At 70.6% G+C, this 16,877-nt stretch carries 18 protein-coding genes; 13 read left to right on the top strand and 5 right to left on the bottom strand.

The genetic code is table 11. From position 1 onward, the window contains the following. Window positions 1–7: 7 nt before the first annotated feature. The gene (gene coaA, locus ACFVQG_RS34850; protein ID WP_383391545.1) at window positions 8–976 is read right to left on the bottom strand and encodes a type I pantothenate kinase; all 969 of its coding nucleotides are present in this window, start codon (window positions 974–976) and stop codon (window positions 8–10) included. Between the two features lie 180 nt (window positions 977–1,156). Between coaA and ACFVQG_RS34845 the strand changes: the two genes are divergently transcribed. The 4 genes from ACFVQG_RS34845 to glmS all read left to right on the top strand — a co-directional run bounded on the left by ACFVQG_RS34845 (window position 1,157) and on the right by glmS (window position 5,901). Next, window positions 1,157–2,170: an ATP-binding cassette domain-containing protein gene (locus ACFVQG_RS34845; RefSeq protein WP_383391543.1), complete on the top strand. Its 1,014-nt coding sequence runs from the start codon at window positions 1,157–1,159 to the stop codon at window positions 2,168–2,170. Continuing rightward, complete coding sequence (locus ACFVQG_RS34840) at window positions 2,167–2,976, top strand: ABC transporter permease (protein ID WP_383391540.1); 810 nt, start codon at window positions 2,167–2,169, stop codon at window positions 2,974–2,976. The genes ACFVQG_RS34845 and ACFVQG_RS34840 overlap by 4 nt, the downstream gene beginning before the upstream one ends. A gap of 103 nt (window positions 2,977–3,079) precedes the next feature. After that, on the top strand, window positions 3,080–3,958 hold the full coding sequence (locus ACFVQG_RS34835) for a GyrI-like domain-containing protein (RefSeq protein WP_383391538.1): 879 nt from the start codon (window positions 3,080–3,082) through the stop codon (window positions 3,956–3,958). 95 nt (window positions 3,959–4,053) lie between these two features. Beyond that, entirely contained in the window at window positions 4,054–5,901 is a 1,848-nt protein-coding gene (glmS, locus tag ACFVQG_RS34830) for a glutamine--fructose-6-phosphate transaminase (isomerizing) (RefSeq protein ID WP_383391535.1), read from the top strand. Here glmS and ACFVQG_RS34825 read toward each other — a convergent pair. Together ACFVQG_RS34825 and ACFVQG_RS34820 are read right to left on the bottom strand one after the other, a co-directional pair. Further along, window positions 5,862–6,083 carry a DUF397 domain-containing protein gene (locus ACFVQG_RS34825; RefSeq protein WP_383391533.1) on the bottom strand — a complete coding sequence of 74 codons (222 nt, stop codon included), beginning with the start codon at window positions 6,081–6,083 and terminating at the stop codon, window positions 5,862–5,864. The two genes, glmS and ACFVQG_RS34825, sit on opposite strands and share 40 nt — an antisense overlap. A 10-nt stretch (window positions 6,084–6,093) precedes the next feature. Continuing rightward, window positions 6,094–6,945: a helix-turn-helix domain-containing protein gene (locus ACFVQG_RS34820; RefSeq protein ID WP_383391531.1), complete on the bottom strand. Its 852-nt coding sequence runs from the start codon at window positions 6,943–6,945 to the stop codon at window positions 6,094–6,096. 196 nt (window positions 6,946–7,141) lie between these two features. Here ACFVQG_RS34820 and ACFVQG_RS34815 point away from each other — a divergent pair, with 196 nt between their 5' ends. The 4 genes from ACFVQG_RS34815 (at window position 7,142) to ACFVQG_RS34800 (ending at window position 9,933) form a co-directional block, all read left to right on the top strand. Continuing rightward, window positions 7,142–7,552 (top strand): ATP-binding protein, encoded by a 411-nt coding sequence (locus ACFVQG_RS34815; protein WP_383391529.1) that lies wholly within the window; start codon window positions 7,142–7,144, stop codon window positions 7,550–7,552. Continuing rightward, the gene (locus ACFVQG_RS34810; protein ID WP_383391526.1) at window positions 7,549–8,559 is read left to right on the top strand and encodes a hypothetical protein; all 1,011 of its coding nucleotides are present in this window, start codon (window positions 7,549–7,551) and stop codon (window positions 8,557–8,559) included. The genes ACFVQG_RS34815 and ACFVQG_RS34810 overlap by 4 nt, the downstream gene beginning before the upstream one ends. A 132-nt stretch (window positions 8,560–8,691) precedes the next feature. Beyond that, the gene (locus tag ACFVQG_RS34805) at window positions 8,692–9,063 is read left to right on the top strand and encodes a holo-ACP synthase (RefSeq protein WP_383391524.1); all 372 of its coding nucleotides are present in this window, start codon (window positions 8,692–8,694) and stop codon (window positions 9,061–9,063) included. Between the two features lie 132 nt (window positions 9,064–9,195). Further along, the gene (locus ACFVQG_RS34800; protein WP_383391522.1) at window positions 9,196–9,933 is read left to right on the top strand and encodes a dienelactone hydrolase family protein; all 738 of its coding nucleotides are present in this window, start codon (window positions 9,196–9,198) and stop codon (window positions 9,931–9,933) included. Between the two features lie 76 nt (window positions 9,934–10,009). On the opposite strand, the gene ACFVQG_RS34795 is transcribed toward ACFVQG_RS34800, so the two are convergent. Then, window positions 10,010–11,155 carry a hypothetical protein gene (locus tag ACFVQG_RS34795; protein WP_383391520.1) on the bottom strand — a complete coding sequence of 382 codons (1,146 nt, stop codon included), beginning with the start codon at window positions 11,153–11,155 and terminating at the stop codon, window positions 10,010–10,012. 146 nt (window positions 11,156–11,301) lie between these two features. On the opposite strand from ACFVQG_RS34795, the gene ACFVQG_RS34790 reads away from it, so the two are divergent. The 5 genes from ACFVQG_RS34790 (at window position 11,302) to ACFVQG_RS34770 (ending at window position 16,107) form a co-directional block, all read left to right on the top strand. Then, the gene (locus ACFVQG_RS34790) at window positions 11,302–12,738 is read left to right on the top strand and encodes an NAD(P)H-hydrate dehydratase (protein ID WP_383391518.1); all 1,437 of its coding nucleotides are present in this window, start codon (window positions 11,302–11,304) and stop codon (window positions 12,736–12,738) included. A gap of 46 nt (window positions 12,739–12,784) precedes the next feature. Further along, window positions 12,785–13,975, top strand: coding sequence for an alanine racemase (gene alr / locus ACFVQG_RS34785; protein WP_383391515.1), 1,191 nt, complete (start codon window positions 12,785–12,787; stop codon window positions 13,973–13,975). Window positions 13,976–14,026: 51 nt separating this feature from the next. Further along, window positions 14,027–15,280, top strand: coding sequence for an alpha/beta fold hydrolase (locus tag ACFVQG_RS34780; protein WP_383391513.1), 1,254 nt, complete (start codon window positions 14,027–14,029; stop codon window positions 15,278–15,280). Next, window positions 15,246–15,782, top strand: a complete 537-nt coding sequence (gene tsaE / locus ACFVQG_RS34775; protein WP_383391510.1) for a tRNA (adenosine(37)-N6)-threonylcarbamoyltransferase complex ATPase subunit type 1 TsaE — start codon at window positions 15,246–15,248, stop codon at window positions 15,780–15,782. The genes ACFVQG_RS34780 and tsaE overlap by 35 nt, the downstream gene beginning before the upstream one ends. Window positions 15,783–15,936: 154 nt before the next feature. Next, window positions 15,937–16,107, top strand: a complete 171-nt coding sequence (locus ACFVQG_RS34770; RefSeq protein ID WP_383391508.1) for a hypothetical protein — start codon at window positions 15,937–15,939, stop codon at window positions 16,105–16,107. A 193-nt stretch (window positions 16,108–16,300) separates the two neighbouring features. Here ACFVQG_RS34770 and ACFVQG_RS34765 read toward each other — a convergent pair whose 3' ends face one another. Continuing rightward, entirely contained in the window at window positions 16,301–16,855 is a 555-nt protein-coding gene (locus ACFVQG_RS34765; RefSeq protein WP_383391506.1) for a hypothetical protein, read from the bottom strand. Between the last annotated feature and the right edge of the window lie 22 nt (window positions 16,856–16,877).

The raw sequence follows: 16,877 nt of genomic DNA, 5'->3' as shown, positions 1-16,877 counted from the left end.
GTAGCCGTCACAGCTTGCGCAGACTGAGCCGTTGCACCTTGTGGTCCGGGCCCTTGCGCACCACGAGGGTGGCCCGGCCGCGGGTCGGGGCCACGTTCTCCACGAGGTTCGGCTTGTTGATGGTCCGCCAGGTGGTACGGGCGTAGTCCAGCGCCTCCTCCTCCGACACCTGGGTGTACTTGCGGAAGTACGAGGACGGGTTCTGGAAGGCGGTCTCGCGCAGCTTGCGGAAGCGGTTGAGGTACCAGCGCTCGATGTCCTCGGTACGGGCGTCGACGTACACGCTGAAGTCGAAGTAGTCGGCGAGGCCGACCCGGGTGCGGCCGTCCTTGCCGGGCAGGGCGGGCTGGAGGACGTTCAGCCCCTCGACGATCAGGATGTCCGGCCGCCGGACGACGAGCTTCTCGCCCGGGACGATGTCGTAGATGAGGTGCGAGTAGACGGGGGCGCTGACCTCCGCCTTCCCGGCCTTGATGTCGGCGACGAAGCGCGTCAGCGCCCGGCGGTCGTAGGACTCGGGGAAACCCTTCCGCGACATCAGGCCGCGGGCCTGGAGTTCCCTGGTGGGCAGCAGGAACCCGTCCGTCGTCACCAGCTCGACGCGCGGGTGCTCGGGCCACCGCGACAGCAGCGCCTGGAGCAGCCGGGCGACGGTGGACTTGCCCACGGCGACCGACCCGGCGACCCCTATCACGAACGGCGTCCCGGACTGGGAGCCCTGCTCACCGAGGAAGGTGTTCAGCGCACCGCGCAGGCCGTCGGTGGCGCCGACGTAGAGGTTGAGCAGCCGTGACAGCGGGAGGTAGATGTCCCGCACCTCGTCGAGGTCGATGACGTCCCCGAGACCACGCAGCTTCTCCACCTCCTCGGCGGAGAGCGGCAACGGCGTCTTGTCGCGCAGCGCGCTCCATTCCGCCCGGGTGAGGTCGACGTAGGGAGTCGCCTCCGGCCTGGGCCGGTGGGCGCTCCGGGGCATCGAGGAGACCGGAGAGATCACAGTCCATTGTTACGGCAGTACGAACGGACGGCGGGGTGGCGTCCGTCACTCGCCCCCATCGTGGACGAACGCGGACAAAGGGGGAATGTCAGTGGCGTGCGTCACAGTTGTGGGAAGGGTGGGCCCAGGCCGGGGTCCACGAACCCCGAGGGGTGACCCATGACGACGTATGCGATCGAGGCGGAAGGCCTCGTCAAGCGGTTCAAGGAGACCGAGGCGCTGGCCGGGGTCGATCTGGGGGCCCGCAAGGGCACGGTGCTGGGGTTGCTGGGGCCCAACGGGGCGGGCAAGACGACGGCCGTGCGGATCTTCGCCACGCTGCTGCGGCCGGACGGGGGACGGGCCCGGGTGGCCGGGCACGACGTGGTGCGGGACGCCGGGGTCGTACGGGCGATGGTGGGCCTGACCGGGCAGTACGCGGCCGTCGACGAGAACCTCACCGGGACGGAGAACCTCCTGCTCATCGGGCGGTTGCTCGGGCTCTCCCGACGGGACGCCAAGGGGCGGGCGGCCGAGCTGCTGGAGCGGTTCCAGCTGACGGAGGCGGCCGGGCGGGCCGTGAAGACCTTCTCCGGCGGCATGCGCAGGCGGCTCGACCTCGCCGCCTCCCTCGTCGGGCGGCCCAGCATCCTCTTCCTCGACGAGCCCACCACCGGGCTCGATCCGCACAGCCGCGGTGAGCTGTGGGACATGCTGCGGGGGCTGGTGGCGGAGGGCGCGACGGCGCTGCTGACCACGCAGTATCTGAACGAGGCCGATGTGCTCGCGGACGAGATCGTCGTGATCGACAAGGGGCGGGTCATCGCGGAGGGCACGCCCGATCGGCTGAAGTCGCAGGTCGGCGGGCAGGTGCTGGAACTGCGGCCGGTGCTGGCGGGGAACCTCGACCGGGTGCACCGGCTGGTGCGGGAGGCCGCCGGGCCGCAGGCCCAGATCGAGGGGGAGGCGGTCACCGCGCCGGTGAAGGACCCCGAGCTGATGCCCGCCGTCGTGCGCGCGCTCGACCGCGAGGGGATCGCGGTGGGGGAGCTGGCGCTGCGGCGGTCCTCGCTGGACGAGGTGTTCCTGGCCCTGACCGGCCACCGCGCGGAACCGGGCGCACCGGAGGGGGACGGCGGCGCGGCCGTCCGGGAGGACGATAACGAGCTGCGGAAAGCGGTGATGCGGCCATGACCGCCACCACCCTCACGGCCCCCCTCACCAAGTCGGGCCGCGTACCGCCGCTCGCCGGTCTCCAGCAGACGTTCACCATGGCCTGGCGGAGTCTGGTGGCCGTCAAGCACAACCCGCTGGAACTGGTGGACTACAGCATCACGCCGATCATGTTCGTGTTCCTCTTCACCTACGTACTCGGCGGACAGATGGCCGGATCTCCCGAGGCGTACCTGAAGTACGCGCTCCCCGGGATCATCGTCCAGAACACCCTGTTCATGACCATGTACACGGCCATGGCGCTGAACACCGACCTCACCAAGGGCGTCTTCGACCGCCTGCGCAGCCTGCCCATAGCCCGCTCCGCCCCGCTCATCGGACGGATCACCGCGGACCTCGCCAAGCACGTATGGGCGATGCTGCTGATGCTCGGCCTCGGCCTGCTGCTCGGCTTCCGGATCACCGGCGGTTCCACCGGATTCCTGCTCGGCGTCGTGCTCGTGGTGGTCTTCGCCGCGGCCGTGTCCTGGTGCGCCGTGCTCATCGGGATGCTGGCCGGGGACGCGGAGAAAGTGCAGGCGTTCGCCTTCACGCTGATCTTTCCGATCACCTTCACCAGCAGCGCCTTCGTGCGCGTGGACACCATGCCGGGGTGGCTCCAGGCCTGGAGCGACGTCAATCCCGTCACCCATCTGTCCGACGCCTTCCGTGGGTTGCTGCTCGGCGGGCCGGTGGCGGAGCCGGTGACGTGGTCGCTGGTGTGGGCGGCGGGGATCGCCGTGGTCTTCTATCCGGTGGCGATGAGGGTGTACCGCGCGAAGACGTGAGGTCTGAGGGCTCCCGGACCCGATCGGATCGGGCACGGGATGTCGGGTCCGCACCGGTGCCCGTTCCCTAGCGTGGGGAGCACGGAAGAGGAAGGGGACCGGGGTGCTGGACCGGCTCAACCAGTGCATGGAGCACATCGAACGCCATCTTGAGCAGCCCCTCGACGTGGTCGAACTCGCCCGGGTGGCGGCCACCTCCGAGTACCACCTGCGCAGGCTGTTCTCGGCCCTGGCGGGCATGCCGCTGTCGGAATACGTCCGGCGTCGGCGGCTGACCGTCGCGGGGGCCGAGGTGCTGGGCGGGCGGGGGACGCTGCTGGAGATCGCGGTGCGCTACGGCTACGGCTCGGGCGAGGCGTTCGCCCGGGCGTTCCGCGCCATGCACGGCGTCGGGCCCGGTGCGGCCCGGCGCGACGGGAGCCCGCTCGTGTCGCAGGCCCGGCTCACCTTCCGCCTCACCATCGAAGGGAGCAGCAGCATGCGGTACCGCGTCGTGGACAGGTCGGACTTCACCATCGTAGGGATGAAGGCCCGGGTCCCCCTGGTCCATGTGGGCCCCAACCAGGCGATCATCGACTTCGTCCGGGGGATCGACCGGCAAGTGGTCGCGGAGCTGGAGGGGTTGGCGGACCAGGACCCCCAGGGCATGGTCGCCGTCTGTGACGACCTGGACCCGAGCCGCGCCGAAGGCACGGAGCTGGACTACTACCACGGGGTGGTCGTCACGGCCGCCGACTCCGTCCCCGAAGGCGTCGTCGCACTGCCCGTCCCGGCAGGCTCCTGGGCCGTCTTCACCACCTCGGGACCGGCACCGGAGGCGATCCAGTACCTGTGGCGGGACGTGTTCACGCAGTGGTTCCCGTCGAACCCGTACCGCAGCCGCCCCGGCCCGGAGATCCTGCGCACCCGGTTGTCGCCGGACGGAAAGGAGGCGGAGGCGGAGCTGTGGCTCCCGGTGGAGCGGGAACCAGCGCGGAGCTGATTTCGCCGTAGCGGCGTTCCTACGACCGTGGGAATTTCCGATTTCGGGCAGGCAGAGGCCGGTTCGGACGGAGATTCGGACGTAGGGTGCCGCACATGTGCGGAATCGTGGGATACGTGGGGTCGCAGTCGGCGCTTGAGGTCGTGGTGGCCGGGCTGAAGCGGCTGGAGTACCGGGGGTACGACTCGGCGGGCATCGCCGTGCTCGCCGACGGCGGACTGGCGGCGGCCAAGCGCGCCGGGAAGCTGGTCAACCTGGAGAAGCAGCTGACGGAGTGGCCGTTGCCGACGGGGACCACGGGCATCGGCCACACCCGCTGGGCCACGCACGGCGGCCCCACCGACGCGAACGCGCATCCGCATCTGGACAACGCGGGTCGGGTGGCCGTCGTGCACAACGGCATCATCGAGAACTTCGCCGCGCTGCGGGCCGAGCTGACGGAGCGGGGGCATGAGCTGGCCTCCGAGACGGACACGGAGGTCGTCTCCCACCTGCTCGCCGAGGAGTTCTCGTCGTGCGCCGACCTCGCGGAGGCGATGCGGCTGGTGTGCCGACGGCTGGAGGGCGCGTTCACGCTGGTCGCCGTGCACGCCGACGAGCCGGACGTGGTGGTGGGGGCGCGGCGGAACTCGCCGTTGGTGGTCGGGGTGGGGGAGGGGGAGTCATTTCTGGCGTCGGACGTGGCCGCGTTCATCGCGCACACCCGGGACGCCATCGAACTGGGGCAGGACCAGGTCGTCGAGCTGCGGCGGGACGGGGTGACGGTCACGGGCTTCGACGGACGCCCCGCGGACTGCCGCTCCTACCACGTCGACTGGGACGCATCCGCCGCCGAGAAGGGCGGCCACGACTACTTCATGCTCAAGGAGATCGCCGAGCAGCCGAAGGCGGTCGCGGACACGCTGCTGGGCCGTATCGACGGCTCGGGGTCGCTGACGCTGGACGAGGTGCGGATTCCGGCGACCGTGCTGCGGGAGATCGACAAGGTGGTGATCGTGGCGTGCGGTACGGCCTTTCACGCCGGGTTGATCGCCAAGTACGCCATCGAGCACTGGACGCGGCTTCCGTGCGAGGTGGAGCTGGCGTCGGAGTTCCGGTACCGCGATCCGATCCTGGACCCGCAGAGCCTCGTCATCGCCATCTCCCAGTCGGGGGAGACCATGGACACGCTGATGGCCCTACGGCACGCGCGCGAGCAGGGCTCCAAGGTGCTGGCCATCTGCAACACCAACGGTTCGACGATTCCGCGTGAGTCGGATGCGGTGCTGTACACGCACGCGGGACCCGAAGTCGCGGTCGCGTCGACCAAAGCGTTCCTGACGCAGCTCGTCGCCTGTTATCTGGTGGCCCTGTGGCTCGGGCAGGTCCGGGGGACCAAGTGGGCCGACGAGATCCGGGACGTCGTCCGCGACCTGTCGGAGATGCCGGGGGCGGTGGAGCGCGTACTGGGCACGATGGAGCCGGTACGGGAGCTGGCGCGGTCGCTCGCCTCCAAGAACACGGTGCTGTTCCTGGGGCGGCACGTGGGGTATCCCGTCGCCCTCGAAGGCGCGCTGAAGCTGAAGGAACTCGCCTACATGCACGCCGAGGGCTTCGCGGCGGGCGAGTTGAAGCACGGGCCGATCGCGCTGATCGAGGAGGACCTGCCGGTCGTCGTGGTCGTGCCGTCCCCCCGAGGGCGGTCCGTCCTCCACGACAAGATCGTGTCCAACATCCAGGAGATCCGGGCCCGGGGCGCCCGTACGATCGTCGTCGCGGAGGAGGGCGACGAGGCGGTGGTGCCGTACGCCGACCACCTGGTGCGGGTGCCGGTCACTCCGACGCTGCTTCAGCCGCTGGTCGCGACCGTGCCGTTGCAGGTCTTCGCCTGTGAGTTGGCTACGGCTCGGGGGAACGAGGTGGATCAGCCTCGGAACCTGGCGAAGTCGGTGACGGTGGAGTGAGGGGACTTCAGGGTGTCGAGGAAGGGGGTGAAGGCGGCGGTCGGGAAGGTGAGTATGCCGTCGGCTGGGGCCTTTGAGTCGCGGACGGCGACATGGGTGGTTGAGTTCGCTATCTCGATGCAGTTGTTGCCGTCGCCACCGGCGGAGTAGGAGGACTTCCGCCAGTTGTCGAGGGTGGTCATGGTGTGTGCCTCACAGTTCCTTGGCCAGGCCGTGCATGAAGTCACGCGAACGCGCGGGGTCGAGTGCCACCGCTTCAACTCTACGGAAGAGCGTTCTAAGGACGTTGAGTTGGGCTTCGGAATCAATGAAGTCCGCGCCGTGGGGTGCGTCCCCAAGGGCTGTGTCCAGCCTGGGTACGGCTCCGCCTGCCAGCATCATGGACGTCCAGGTGCCACCGAAGCCATTCAAGTCGAAGGGGATGACTCGTACGGTGACATGGTCTGCCTCGGAAAACTCCAAGACGCGGGTGAGTTGAGTACGCAGGACGGCGCTATCGCTGACCTTGATGCGTAGGGCCGCCTCGTGGATCACCGCCTCGTACGGTACGGGAGTGGGTCCTTCAAGGATGACCCTGCGCTGCATTCGATGGCGGACGCGCAGCTCTAGGTCTTCATCGGGGAGTTCGGGAATCCGAGACGAGAAGGCGGCGCGGGCGTAATCCTCCGTCTGAAGCAACCCAGGGATGTAGAGGAACTCCACGTCGCGCCTGTACGTGGCGTGGTGCTCCAGTTCGGCCAGGTCGAGGAATGATGTGGGCAACTGCCACTTGTACGCCTCCCACCAGCCCTTGGTCCGATCGTTCGCCATGACTGCGAGGGCGTCGATCAACTCGTTGTCTGTGCAGCAGTAGTTCGAGGCGAGGCGACGGAGTCGCTGTTCGCTCACTCCTGAGAGACCCGTTTCGATCTGACTGATCTGGACGTTGCTCACGCCGAGCAGAGCGGCTGCTTCACGGGAGCTGAGCCCTGCCGCTTCGCGGAGCCTGCGCAGTTCCACTGCCAGGCGCAACTGTCGTGCCGTTGGTTCCCGCCTCGTGGGCATCGGCTGCTCCTTGCTCCAACGCGCCTGCTGGCGCGACTCGTTCGGGGGCAGATTACGCGGTTGGCTTGCAGCGCCGAAACTTTCAGGTCTACCGTCAGTGACGCAACTGGCACACTGCGGAAGCGCACCGCTCCGTCCTGCCATGACGGCTGCGGCAATGACACCGCGCCCCCCACCACCGAACCGGAGCTGACGCATGCCCGAAAACGACTCCTGGGAGTACACCCTCTACATCCCCGACGACATCCGCGCGGTCACGGTCAGCCGCCGCACCCTCCGTCTCATCCTCACGATGCATGGCCTGATCCGCTTCGTGGACGTGGCCGAGCTGTTGGCGACGGAGCTGGTCTCCAACGCCGTACTGCACACGAAGGGGCCCGCCGCCCTGCGGGTGCGCTGGGCGGCGGGCGTTCTGCGGATCGGGGCGTGGGACGCCGACCCCGAGCCGCCCGAACCCCCCGCTTCGTTCGAGCGGCTCGGGGACGCGGAGGAGGGGCGGGGGCTGGCGCTGGTGCGGGCCTGTGCCGACGTATGGGGGTGGCAGCCGCTGGCCAGAGACGGGAACCGGGGCAAGTACGTGTGGTGCGAGCTGACCTCGGCGGCGTGAACGATTCCCCGCCGCTCGAAAGAGTGAACCTCTCGGCATTCATCCGATCTCCGGCGCAACAGCCCGGCAAGGTGGCGCACATGGTCACATCCACCCACGAGACCTCACACCGGATCTTTCAGGATCATCCCGAGGTCCTCGCCCCTGTCTTCGAGGCGTTGGGGTTGACACCGCCCGCGAAGGCGGACATCGAGGCGATCACGCCTGACGCGACAGAGGTCAAGCCGCTCGAACGGCGTGTCGACTCGGTGCTGAAGGTCGTTCCGTCGGAAGGGGAAGCCTTTCTGCTCGCCATCGAGGCGCAGACCAGGCAAGCTCCGGACAAGGGTGTCAACTGGTCGTACTACGCGGCTTACTTGCAGGCGAAGTTCGGCCTGCCGGTCCTGCTCGTCGCGGTCTGCCGGAACAGGGGAACCGCCGCCTGGGCCGCAGGACCCTTCGAGTGCCGCGTCGGCTCCTGGCCGACCTTGGTCATGCGCCCGTTCGTGCTCGGTCCGGACTCCGTTCCCGAGATCACCGACGAGTCGGTGGTGACACGGCAGCCCGCTCTGGCGACGTTCAGCGCCATCGTCCACAGTGAGAGCCGGGGCATCGAGGCCATACTGAATCTGTTGGCCCACGGCATGCGGTCGTTCAACAAGGACACGGCCAGCTACTGGTCGGAACTGCTGGAAGTCGGCCTGGAGAACACTCCGGCCAGGGACACATGGAGAGAGCTACAGAAAATGGTCGCCAGCTTCTTCCCCGGCAGGGGCACCCTCATCGAAGAGACCTACCTCGACGGCGAAGCCAAGGGCGAGGCCAAGGGCGAGGCCAAGGGCAAGGCCAAGGGCAAGGCCGAAGCCGTGCTGCGCGTGCTGGAAGCCCGCGGTCTACCTGTCTCCGAGGCCGTACGGGACCTCGTCACCGCATGTGGCGACCTCGCCCGCCTCGATGAGCTGCTGGTCCGGGCCGTCACCGTCGCAGAGGCAGAGGAGTTGTTCGGCGAGGCGACAGAGGGTTCCTGACCTGGGTTGCCTCGATATCGAGACCGGCGCGGCGGCGATCCCGGCCGTCCTGCTTACCCCGGTGGATGAACCCCGCTGAGACAGGCCTCAGTGGAAGGCAGGGCTGCGCGGGCCCGCCGTAAGGTGCTCCCCATGAGCATCATCGGGGTCGGTATCGACGTTGCTGGGATTGACCGGTTCCGGGCGTCCCTGGAGCGGACGCCGGGGCTGGCGGAGCGGCTGTTCGTCGAGAGCGAGTTGGTGTTGGCCAGTGGGGAGCGGCGGGGGGTCGCTTCGCTGGCGGCCCGGTTCGCTGCCAAGGAGGCCTTGGCCAAGGCGTTGGGGGCCCCCGCGGGGCTGCACTGGACCGATGCCGAGGTGTACGTCGAGGACAGCGGGCAGCCTCGGCTGAAGGTTCGCGGGACCGTGGCCGCTCGGGCGGCGGAGCTGGGGGTGCGGTCGTGGCATGTGTCCCTGAGCCATGACGCGGGGGTGGCGTCGGCGGTGGTCGTCGCGGAGGGGTGATGCGGGGGCCGGGTGTGCGATGGGCTGCCGTGAGGCCGCCCGCTTCCTCGTCGGGGCCGGGCACGCCGGTTCCGTGGCGCGCGGCGCGGACACGGCCTGGCTACGGTGGGTGGCGACGGACGGGAGGAACCCATGGCCGAGGTGGAGATCGCCACACCGAGGGGAACGATGCCCGCCTACGTGGCCGTTCCGGCCGGACAGGGGCCTTGGCCGGGGGTCGTGGTGCTGCACGACTTCGGGGGGATGAGTCAGGACACGCGCGAGCAGGCCGACTGGCTGGCTGGCGAGGGGTACCTCGCTGCCGCTCCCGATCAGTACTGGTGGGGCGGCATGCTGCGGTGCCTGCGCACCATCGTCCGTGAGCTGGACGCCCGGCGGGGGCGTACTTTCGACGACATCGAGGCGGCCCGCGTGTGGCTGGCCGACCACGACTCGTGCACCGGGCGGGTCGGGGTGATCGGCTACTGCATGGGCGGCGGGTATGCCCTGGCGCTGGCGGCCGGGCGGGGCTTCGCGGCCTCCAGCAGCAACTACGGGGGCTGCCCGAAGGACGCCGAGCGGGTGCTGGCCGGTGCCTGTCCGATCGTGGCCAGTTACGGGGGCAGGGACCGGTCGCCGATGGGGTACCGCGCCGCCGGTCGGCTGGAGAGGGCCCTGACCGCCAACGGGGTGGAGCACGACGTCAAGGTGTACGCCGATGCCGGTCACGGGTTCCTCAACCGGCATCCGCCGTCCGACCTGACCCCGTTGACGGCGGTGCTGAGCAAGATCTCCGGGACCCGTTACCACGAACCCTCCGCCCAGGACGCCCGTCGTCGGATCGTCGCCTTCTTCGACGCCCATGTGAAGGATGCCCCGCTGAGGGATTAAGGCGGGTGCGAGGTGGGGGGCCGTCCGCTCGCCGCCGGGTGCGGAGCGGGCGGACGGGCCCGTGGCCGCGGTGGCGTCAGCAGATGGACTGGGTGCTGTTCACCAGGGTGTTGTTGCGGAACGTGGTGTTCGTGCCGCAGGGGCTTTCCCGGATCGCCGAGTTCGTCACCGTCAGGTTCTGGATGGTGATGTTGTCGTTGTTCGGGAATTCCGAGCGGGCGGCGAGGCGGATTTCGCCGCCGCCCGATACTGAGCCGCCCTGTGCCGCGATGTTCACGTTGTAGCAGTTCTCGACGAGGATCGCGTTGTTGCCGGTGTTGGAGACGGTTATGCGGTCGATTACCGCTCCTCCGCTTTCTGAGACGCAGAAGACGCCCCGGCCGCCGCCCCTCGCGACCACCTCGCCGACCCTGATGTTCGTCGGGTAGCTGCTGCCCACCCTGCCGTTGCGGTTGGCCATGCGGAAGGCGGCGTAGCCCGTGCCGGTGCCCGCGTTCTCCGCGTCCACCTTGCCCACCGTGGCGTTGATGGTCTGGTTGAGGAGGAGGCCCGAGTAGCCGACGTTTCGGGCCGTTACCGTGCCTATCGTCAAGCCGTCTACGCCGTATGTCTCCACCGCGTGGTTGGACGCGCCCGAGACGTAGGCGTTGTCTATGCGGACGTTGCGCGTCCACTGCGAGGTGTCGCCTCTGTTGTCTATGCGGATGCCCAGGCCCGCCGAGAGGCGCATGTCCATGTGGCCCAGGACGACGTTTTGGACGTTGCGCATGAAGACGCCGTAGAGCGGGGTGCCCGTGACGTTCAGGTGTTGGACCTCTACGTCCCTTGTGCCTCGGGAGTAGACCGGGGCCTGGTCGCCCGAGCCCGTGCCCGTGACGTTGATCGTGCCGCAGACGTCCAGGGTGGTGTAGGAGGGGAGGCTGATGCGGGTTGAGGCGGGGATTGAGCCTGAGCCTCGGACGACCACGCGTTCCTTTGCCGTGCGGTTCGCCGTGAGGCTGTTGATCGCTGACTGGACCGCCGTTCGCATGTCCGTGCCCGTGTAGACCGTGCTGCCGCCGCGGCGGGCCGTCCAGGTGCTGCCGCTCAGGGTTGCCTCCGCCTGGTACGTGCCGTCGCCGCAGGCGGCTGCCGTGGCGGTCGGGGCCGTGGTGAGCGCGCCTGCTGCCGTGAGCAGGGCCGTTGCTGTGGTGGCGGCGAGAAGTGCGGCTCTGCGTCCCATGAGAGTCCGTCTCCTGTCGTCGAACCGATTCGAGTGAATCGATTCATCCTGTGGGGATCGGTGAGTTTGGCAATGGGGTGGCAAAGCGTCAATGGGGGCGGCAGGGATCGGTACGTCGACGCGTGAGGCGGGAGAGACTTTCGGCTATGCGGACTGCTTACAGCGTGGAGACCGTCAGGGCGGCCGAGCGGGCGTTGATGGCGCGGCTTCCGGAAGGGGCCCTGATGCAGCGGGCCGCCGCCGGGCTCGCCGCCGCCTGCGCCGAGTTGCTCGGGCGGGTGTACGGGCGGCGGGTTGTGGTGCTGGTGGGGAGCGGGGACAACGGGGGTGATGCCCTGTACGCCGGGGCTCGGCTCGCGCGGCGGGGGGCCGGGGTGATCGCCGTACCCCTGAATCCCGAGCGGGTGCACGGGGGTGGGCTCGCCGCCCTGCGGAGGGCCGGGGGGCGGCTCGCCTCCGTCGAAGCCGCCGGGTCGCTGATCTCCCGGGCCGACCTCGTGCTGGACGGGATCGTCGGTATTGGCGGCAAGGGCGGGCTGCGCGGGGACGCTGTCGGGCTGGCGGAAGCTGCCGCGCGCGGGCGCGGTGCCGTGGTCGCCGTTGATCTGCCCAGTGGGGTCGATGTCGAGAGTGGGGAGGTGCGCGGGGCCGCCGTGCGGGCCGACCTCACCGTGACCTTCGGGACGTACAAGCCCGGACTGCTCGTCGATCCCGCGCGGGAGTACGCCGGGGTCGTGCGGCTCGTCGACATCGGGCTCGAGTTGCCAGGTGCGGGGGAACTACAGGCCCTTCAGCACGCCGATGTCGCCCGGCTGCTGCCCGTCCCCGGCGTCGAGAGTGACAAGTACCGGCGTGGGGTGGTGGGGATCGCCGCCGGGTCCGCCCGATATCCCGGTGCCGCCGTGCTCGCCGTGGCCGGGGCGCTCCGTGGGGGCGCCGGTGCCGTGCGGTACGTCGGACCCGCTGGGGATGCCGTGATCTCGCGGTTCCCCGAGACGCTCGTGTCGGACCAGGGGCCGAAGCACGCCGGGCGGGTGCAGGCGTGGGTCGTCGGGCCCGGGGCCGGGGATGACGCCTCCGCCGTGGGGGAGGTCGTCGGGGCCGATGTGCCCGTGCTGCTCGACGCCGACGGGCTGCGGCTCGTCGATGTCGACGCGGTGCGCGCGCGAACCGCGCCCACGCTGATGACGCCGCACGCCGGGGAGGCCGCCGCGCTGCTCGGGGTCGCCCGGGAGGAGGTCGAGGGCGCGCGGCTGGGTGCCGTGCGGGAGCTGGCCCGGCGGTACCGGGCGACCGTGTTGCTCAAGGGCTCGACCACCCTCGTCGCCGATCCCGGGGGTGGGGCCGTACGGGTGAACGCCACCGGGACGTCCTGGCTGGCCACCGCCGGGAGCGGGGACGTGCTGTCGGGGCTGGTGGGGTCGCTGCTCGCCGCCGGTCTTCCGGCGCTGGACGCGGGCAGTGCGGGGGCCTATCTGCACGGGCTGGCCGGGAGGTTCGCGGCGGACGGGGCTCCGGTGGGGGCGCACGATGTGGCGGAGGCGGTTCCCGGGGCCTGGCGGGATGTCTGTGACGGAGGGTGACCACGGCCGGGCCGACGTGTCAGTGCCCTCTGAGACACTGGGCGCGATGACTGAGACAGCACTTCTGCCGACCGCCCCGCTGCGCGCCCGCGCCGAGATCGACCTGGCCGCGCTGCGGGCCAACGTGCGCGCCCTGCGGGAGCGGGCGCCCGGGGCCGCGCTGATGGCCGTGGTGAAGTCGGACGCGTACGGGCACGGTGCGCTGCGTGTCGCGCGGGCCGCCGTCGACGCGGGGGCTGAGTGGCTCGGGACCGCCACGCCCGAGGAGGCCCTCGTCCTGCGGGCCAAGGGCGGGCTGCCCGACGACGTGCGGATCATGTGCTGGCTGTGGACGCCGGGCGGGCCCTGGCGGGAGGCCATCGAGGCCGATCTCGATGTGTCCGTGAGCGGGATGTGGGCCCTGCGGGAGGTCAGCGAGGCGGCCCGGGACGTGGGGCGCCCCGCGCGCGTGCAGCTCAAGGCCGACACCGGGCTCGGGCGCAACGGCTGCCCGCCGGGCGGCTGGGAGGAGCTGGTCGGGGCCGCCGTGGAAGCGGAGCGTGACGGGCTCGTCCGCGTCACCGGGCTCTGGTCCCACTTCGCCTGTGCCGACGAGCCGGGGCATCCGTCCATCGCCGCCCAGCTCGGCGCCTTTCGGGAGATGGTCGGGTACGGGGAGCGGCGGGGGCTGCGGCCCGAGGTGCGGCACATCGCCAATTCGCCCGCGACCCTGACCCTGCCCGAGGCCCACTTCGATCTCGTGCGGACCGGGATCGCGATCTACGGCATCTCGCCCAGCCCCGAGATCGGCACCCCGGCCGACTTCGGGCTGCGGCCGGTGATGACCCTCTCGGCCTCGCTGGCGCTGGTGAAGCACGTACCGGCGGGTCATGGCGTCAGTTACGGGCATCACTACACCACGGCGGGTGAGACGACCCTCGGGCTCGTCCCGCTGGGGTATGCCGACGGGATTCCGCGGCACGCCTCCGGGGCCGGGCCGGTGCTGGTCGGCGGGAAGTGGCGGACCGTCGCCGGGCGGATCGCCATGGACCAGTTCGTCGTCGACCTGGGCGGGGACGAGCCGGGGGTGGGAGCGGAGGCCCTGCTTTTCGGGAGCGGTGACCGGGGTGAGCCCACCGCCGAGGACTGGGCGCAGGCCGCCGGGACCATCGCGTATGAGATCGTCACGCGCATCGGAACACGCGTTCCCCGCGTCTACGTGGACGAGGGGCATGTGCACGAACAGCCTGACGGGTAACTCGCAGGAGCACGACACACGGCGGACAGGTACGGCGAAGAGGAGCGGTACGTGAGCGAGAGCAGTGCGGAGGCGGTCGCGGACGCCGCCTCGGCGGCCGTCGCCTCCGCCACGGGGGCCGCCGCCGGGGGCTGGCGCAGGGCGACCGGGGTCGCGGGCACCGCGATAGGCGTGCTCGCGGCGGGTGCGGCGGCGGGGGTCGCCATCGAGCGGCTGACCGTCGGGCGCGGTATGCGGCAGAAGGCACGGCTCGCGCTGGACTCGGCCGGTCCGTACGGCGCCCTGCGCGGGATGCCCGGCAAGGCGTACGCCGACGACGGCACCGAGCTGTACTTCGAGGTCGACGACGTCGAGCCGGAGGCGCAGCTCGCGCCCCGCAGGCGTCGGCTGTTCGGCCGTAAGGCGCCCGCCCCGGTGACCGTGGTGTTCTGCCACGGGTACTGCCTGAGCCAGGACTCCTGGCACTTCCAGCGCGCGGCGCTGCGGGGGGTGGTGCGCACCGTGCACTGGGACCAGCGCAGTCACGGGCGGTCGGGGCGCGGCGTGGCGCAGATCCAGGACGGGCTGCCGGTCAGCATCGACCAGCTCGGCCAGGATCTGAAGGCCGTGCTCGACGTGGCCGTGCCGGACGGGCCGATCGTGCTGGTCGGGCACTCCATGGGCGGGATGACCATCATGGCGCTGGCCGCCCAGTTCCCCGAGCTGGTGCGGGAGCGGGTCGTCGGGGCCGCGCTGGTCGGGTCGTCGTCGGGGCGGCTCGGCGAGGTCAACTTCGGGCTGCCGGTCGCCGGGGTCAACGCGGTGCGGCGGGTGCTGCCGGGGGTGCTGAAGGCGCTGGGGCAGCGGGCCGAGCTGGTGGAGAAGGGGCGGCGGGCGACCGCCGATCTGTTCGCCGGGATCATCAAGCGGTACTCCTTCGCCGCGCGGGACATCGATCCGGCCGTGGAGCGGTTCGCCGAGCGGATGATCGAGGGCACGCCGATCGATGTCGTCGCGGAGTTCTACCCGGCGTTCACCGAGCACGACAAGACCGAGGCGCTGGTGCACTTCGCCGACATACCGGTGCTGGTGCTGGCCGGTGTGCAGGACCTGGTGACGCCCAGCGAGCACAGCGAGGCCATCGCCGATCTGCTGCCGGACGCCGAGCTGGTGCTGGTGCCGGACGCCGGGCATCTGGTGATGCTGGAGCACCCCGAGGTGGTCACCGACCGCCTCGCCGACCTGCTCACGCGCGTGGGCGCGGTCCCCGCAGGGGCTACCGTAAGTGGCTATGGAAGCACCAGCAGCACCGTACAACCCGGCTGAGAACCCGGCTGAGAACCCGGCTGAGACCGAGCTGGTCGTCACCTCCCCCGAGCAGATGCGGGAGCTGGGCCGCCGTCTCGCCGGGCTGCTGCGCGCCGGTGACCTCGTGATGCTCAGCGGGGAACTCGGCGCGGGCAAGACGACCCTGACCCGGGGGCTCGGTGAGGGGCTCGGCGTCCGGGGCGCGGTCACCTCGCCGACCTTCGTGATCGCCCGCGTGCATCCGTCCCTCGGGGGCGGGCCGCCGCTCGTCCATGTCGACGCCTACCGGCTCTCCGGCGGTCTGGACGAGATGGAGGACCTCGATCTCGACGTGTCCCTGCCGGACTCGGTGATCGTGGTCGAGTGGGGCGAGGGCAAGGTCGAGGAGCTGACCGAGGAACGCTTGCACATCACCATCCACCGGGCCGTCGGGGACACCACCGACGAGGTACGGCGGATGACGCTCACCGGGATCGGGGAGCGGTGGACGCGGGCGGACCTCGGCGCGCTCACGGCCTAGACCTCGGCATTCGTCTCGTCACCCCTAGCCACCCCGCGTTTTCCGACAAGTTGTCGGTACGTTATTGCGCGGGGTGGCTGCGGCGTGTTCAGATGGTAGCCAGCGCTGGTTAGGTTTACCTAACTAGAGCCGCCCGTACCTCAGGAGGCGCCCCATGCCGACCAGTGAACGAGACGAGGCACCGCGCGCGGTGCCGGGGGTCCACGGCGTGTCCATGCGCGATCTGCTGGCGTCCTGCGCCGCGGCCGACGCCGTCTCACGCCCACCACGCGACCCGGAGCCCACGGTCGCCCCGCGGCGCCCCGAGCGGCGGCAGGCCGCCTAGGGCCTGTCTGACCCTTCCCGCCTGCTCCGCGCCGCCATGCACGCCCTCTCGCCGCACCGAGCCCTGAAGTGCGTCCAGTACGTGGGTCGGGTCCCGGCACTCCCCCAAGCTCTTTGGGCAGGGGGCCCCCAGAGCACGCACCTGACGCCGCTGAGCCGCCCTTCGGGCGACGACGGGAACGGTCAGGCAGGCCCTAGCGGATCACCACCACCGGCCGCCCCACCGTCGCGAACCTCCACATCGCGTCCCCGTCCGCCCGCGTCTCCCGGATGCCGCCCGTCCGGGCGGTCGTGCCGGGGGCCGGTGGCGAGCCGTCCACGGCCGCGCTGAAGCCGACCGTCACCCCCTCCACCGTGGCGAAGCGGACCACGTGCTCGACGGGGATGCCGTCCGAGCCGGTGATGCGGCCCGAGCGGGAGGAGACGGTGTAGGTGCCCGGCGCCGGGTCGACCGCGCTGGGGGCGACCCGGAAGGTGCGCTGGACCGTGCCGTCGGCGGTGACCAGCCAGACGCGGTCGTCGTCGAGGGAGTACACGACCCGCTCGCCGGTGCCGGAGTGCGCGGGCAGGGCGGCGGGATCGCGGGTGTCGCGGGGCGCCTTGGAGGCGAGCGCCGCCGCCGAGACGGCCGCCTGGGGACGCGCGAGGTCGGCGGGCACGGTCGTCGCCGCCTGGTGGGTGAGGTAACCGATCGTCCCGAGGGCCGCCGCGGTGAGCCCGACCACGATCCCCGAGCTGCTGCTTGCCACCTTCGTCCACCTCTGCGTCTTA

Origin of the sequence: Streptomyces sp. NPDC057877 (genome assembly GCF_042796855.1) — a bacterium.
GTDB lineage: Bacteria > Actinomycetota > Actinomycetes > Streptomycetales > Streptomycetaceae > Streptomyces.
This window is presented reverse-complemented; position numbering and strand designations above follow the sequence as displayed.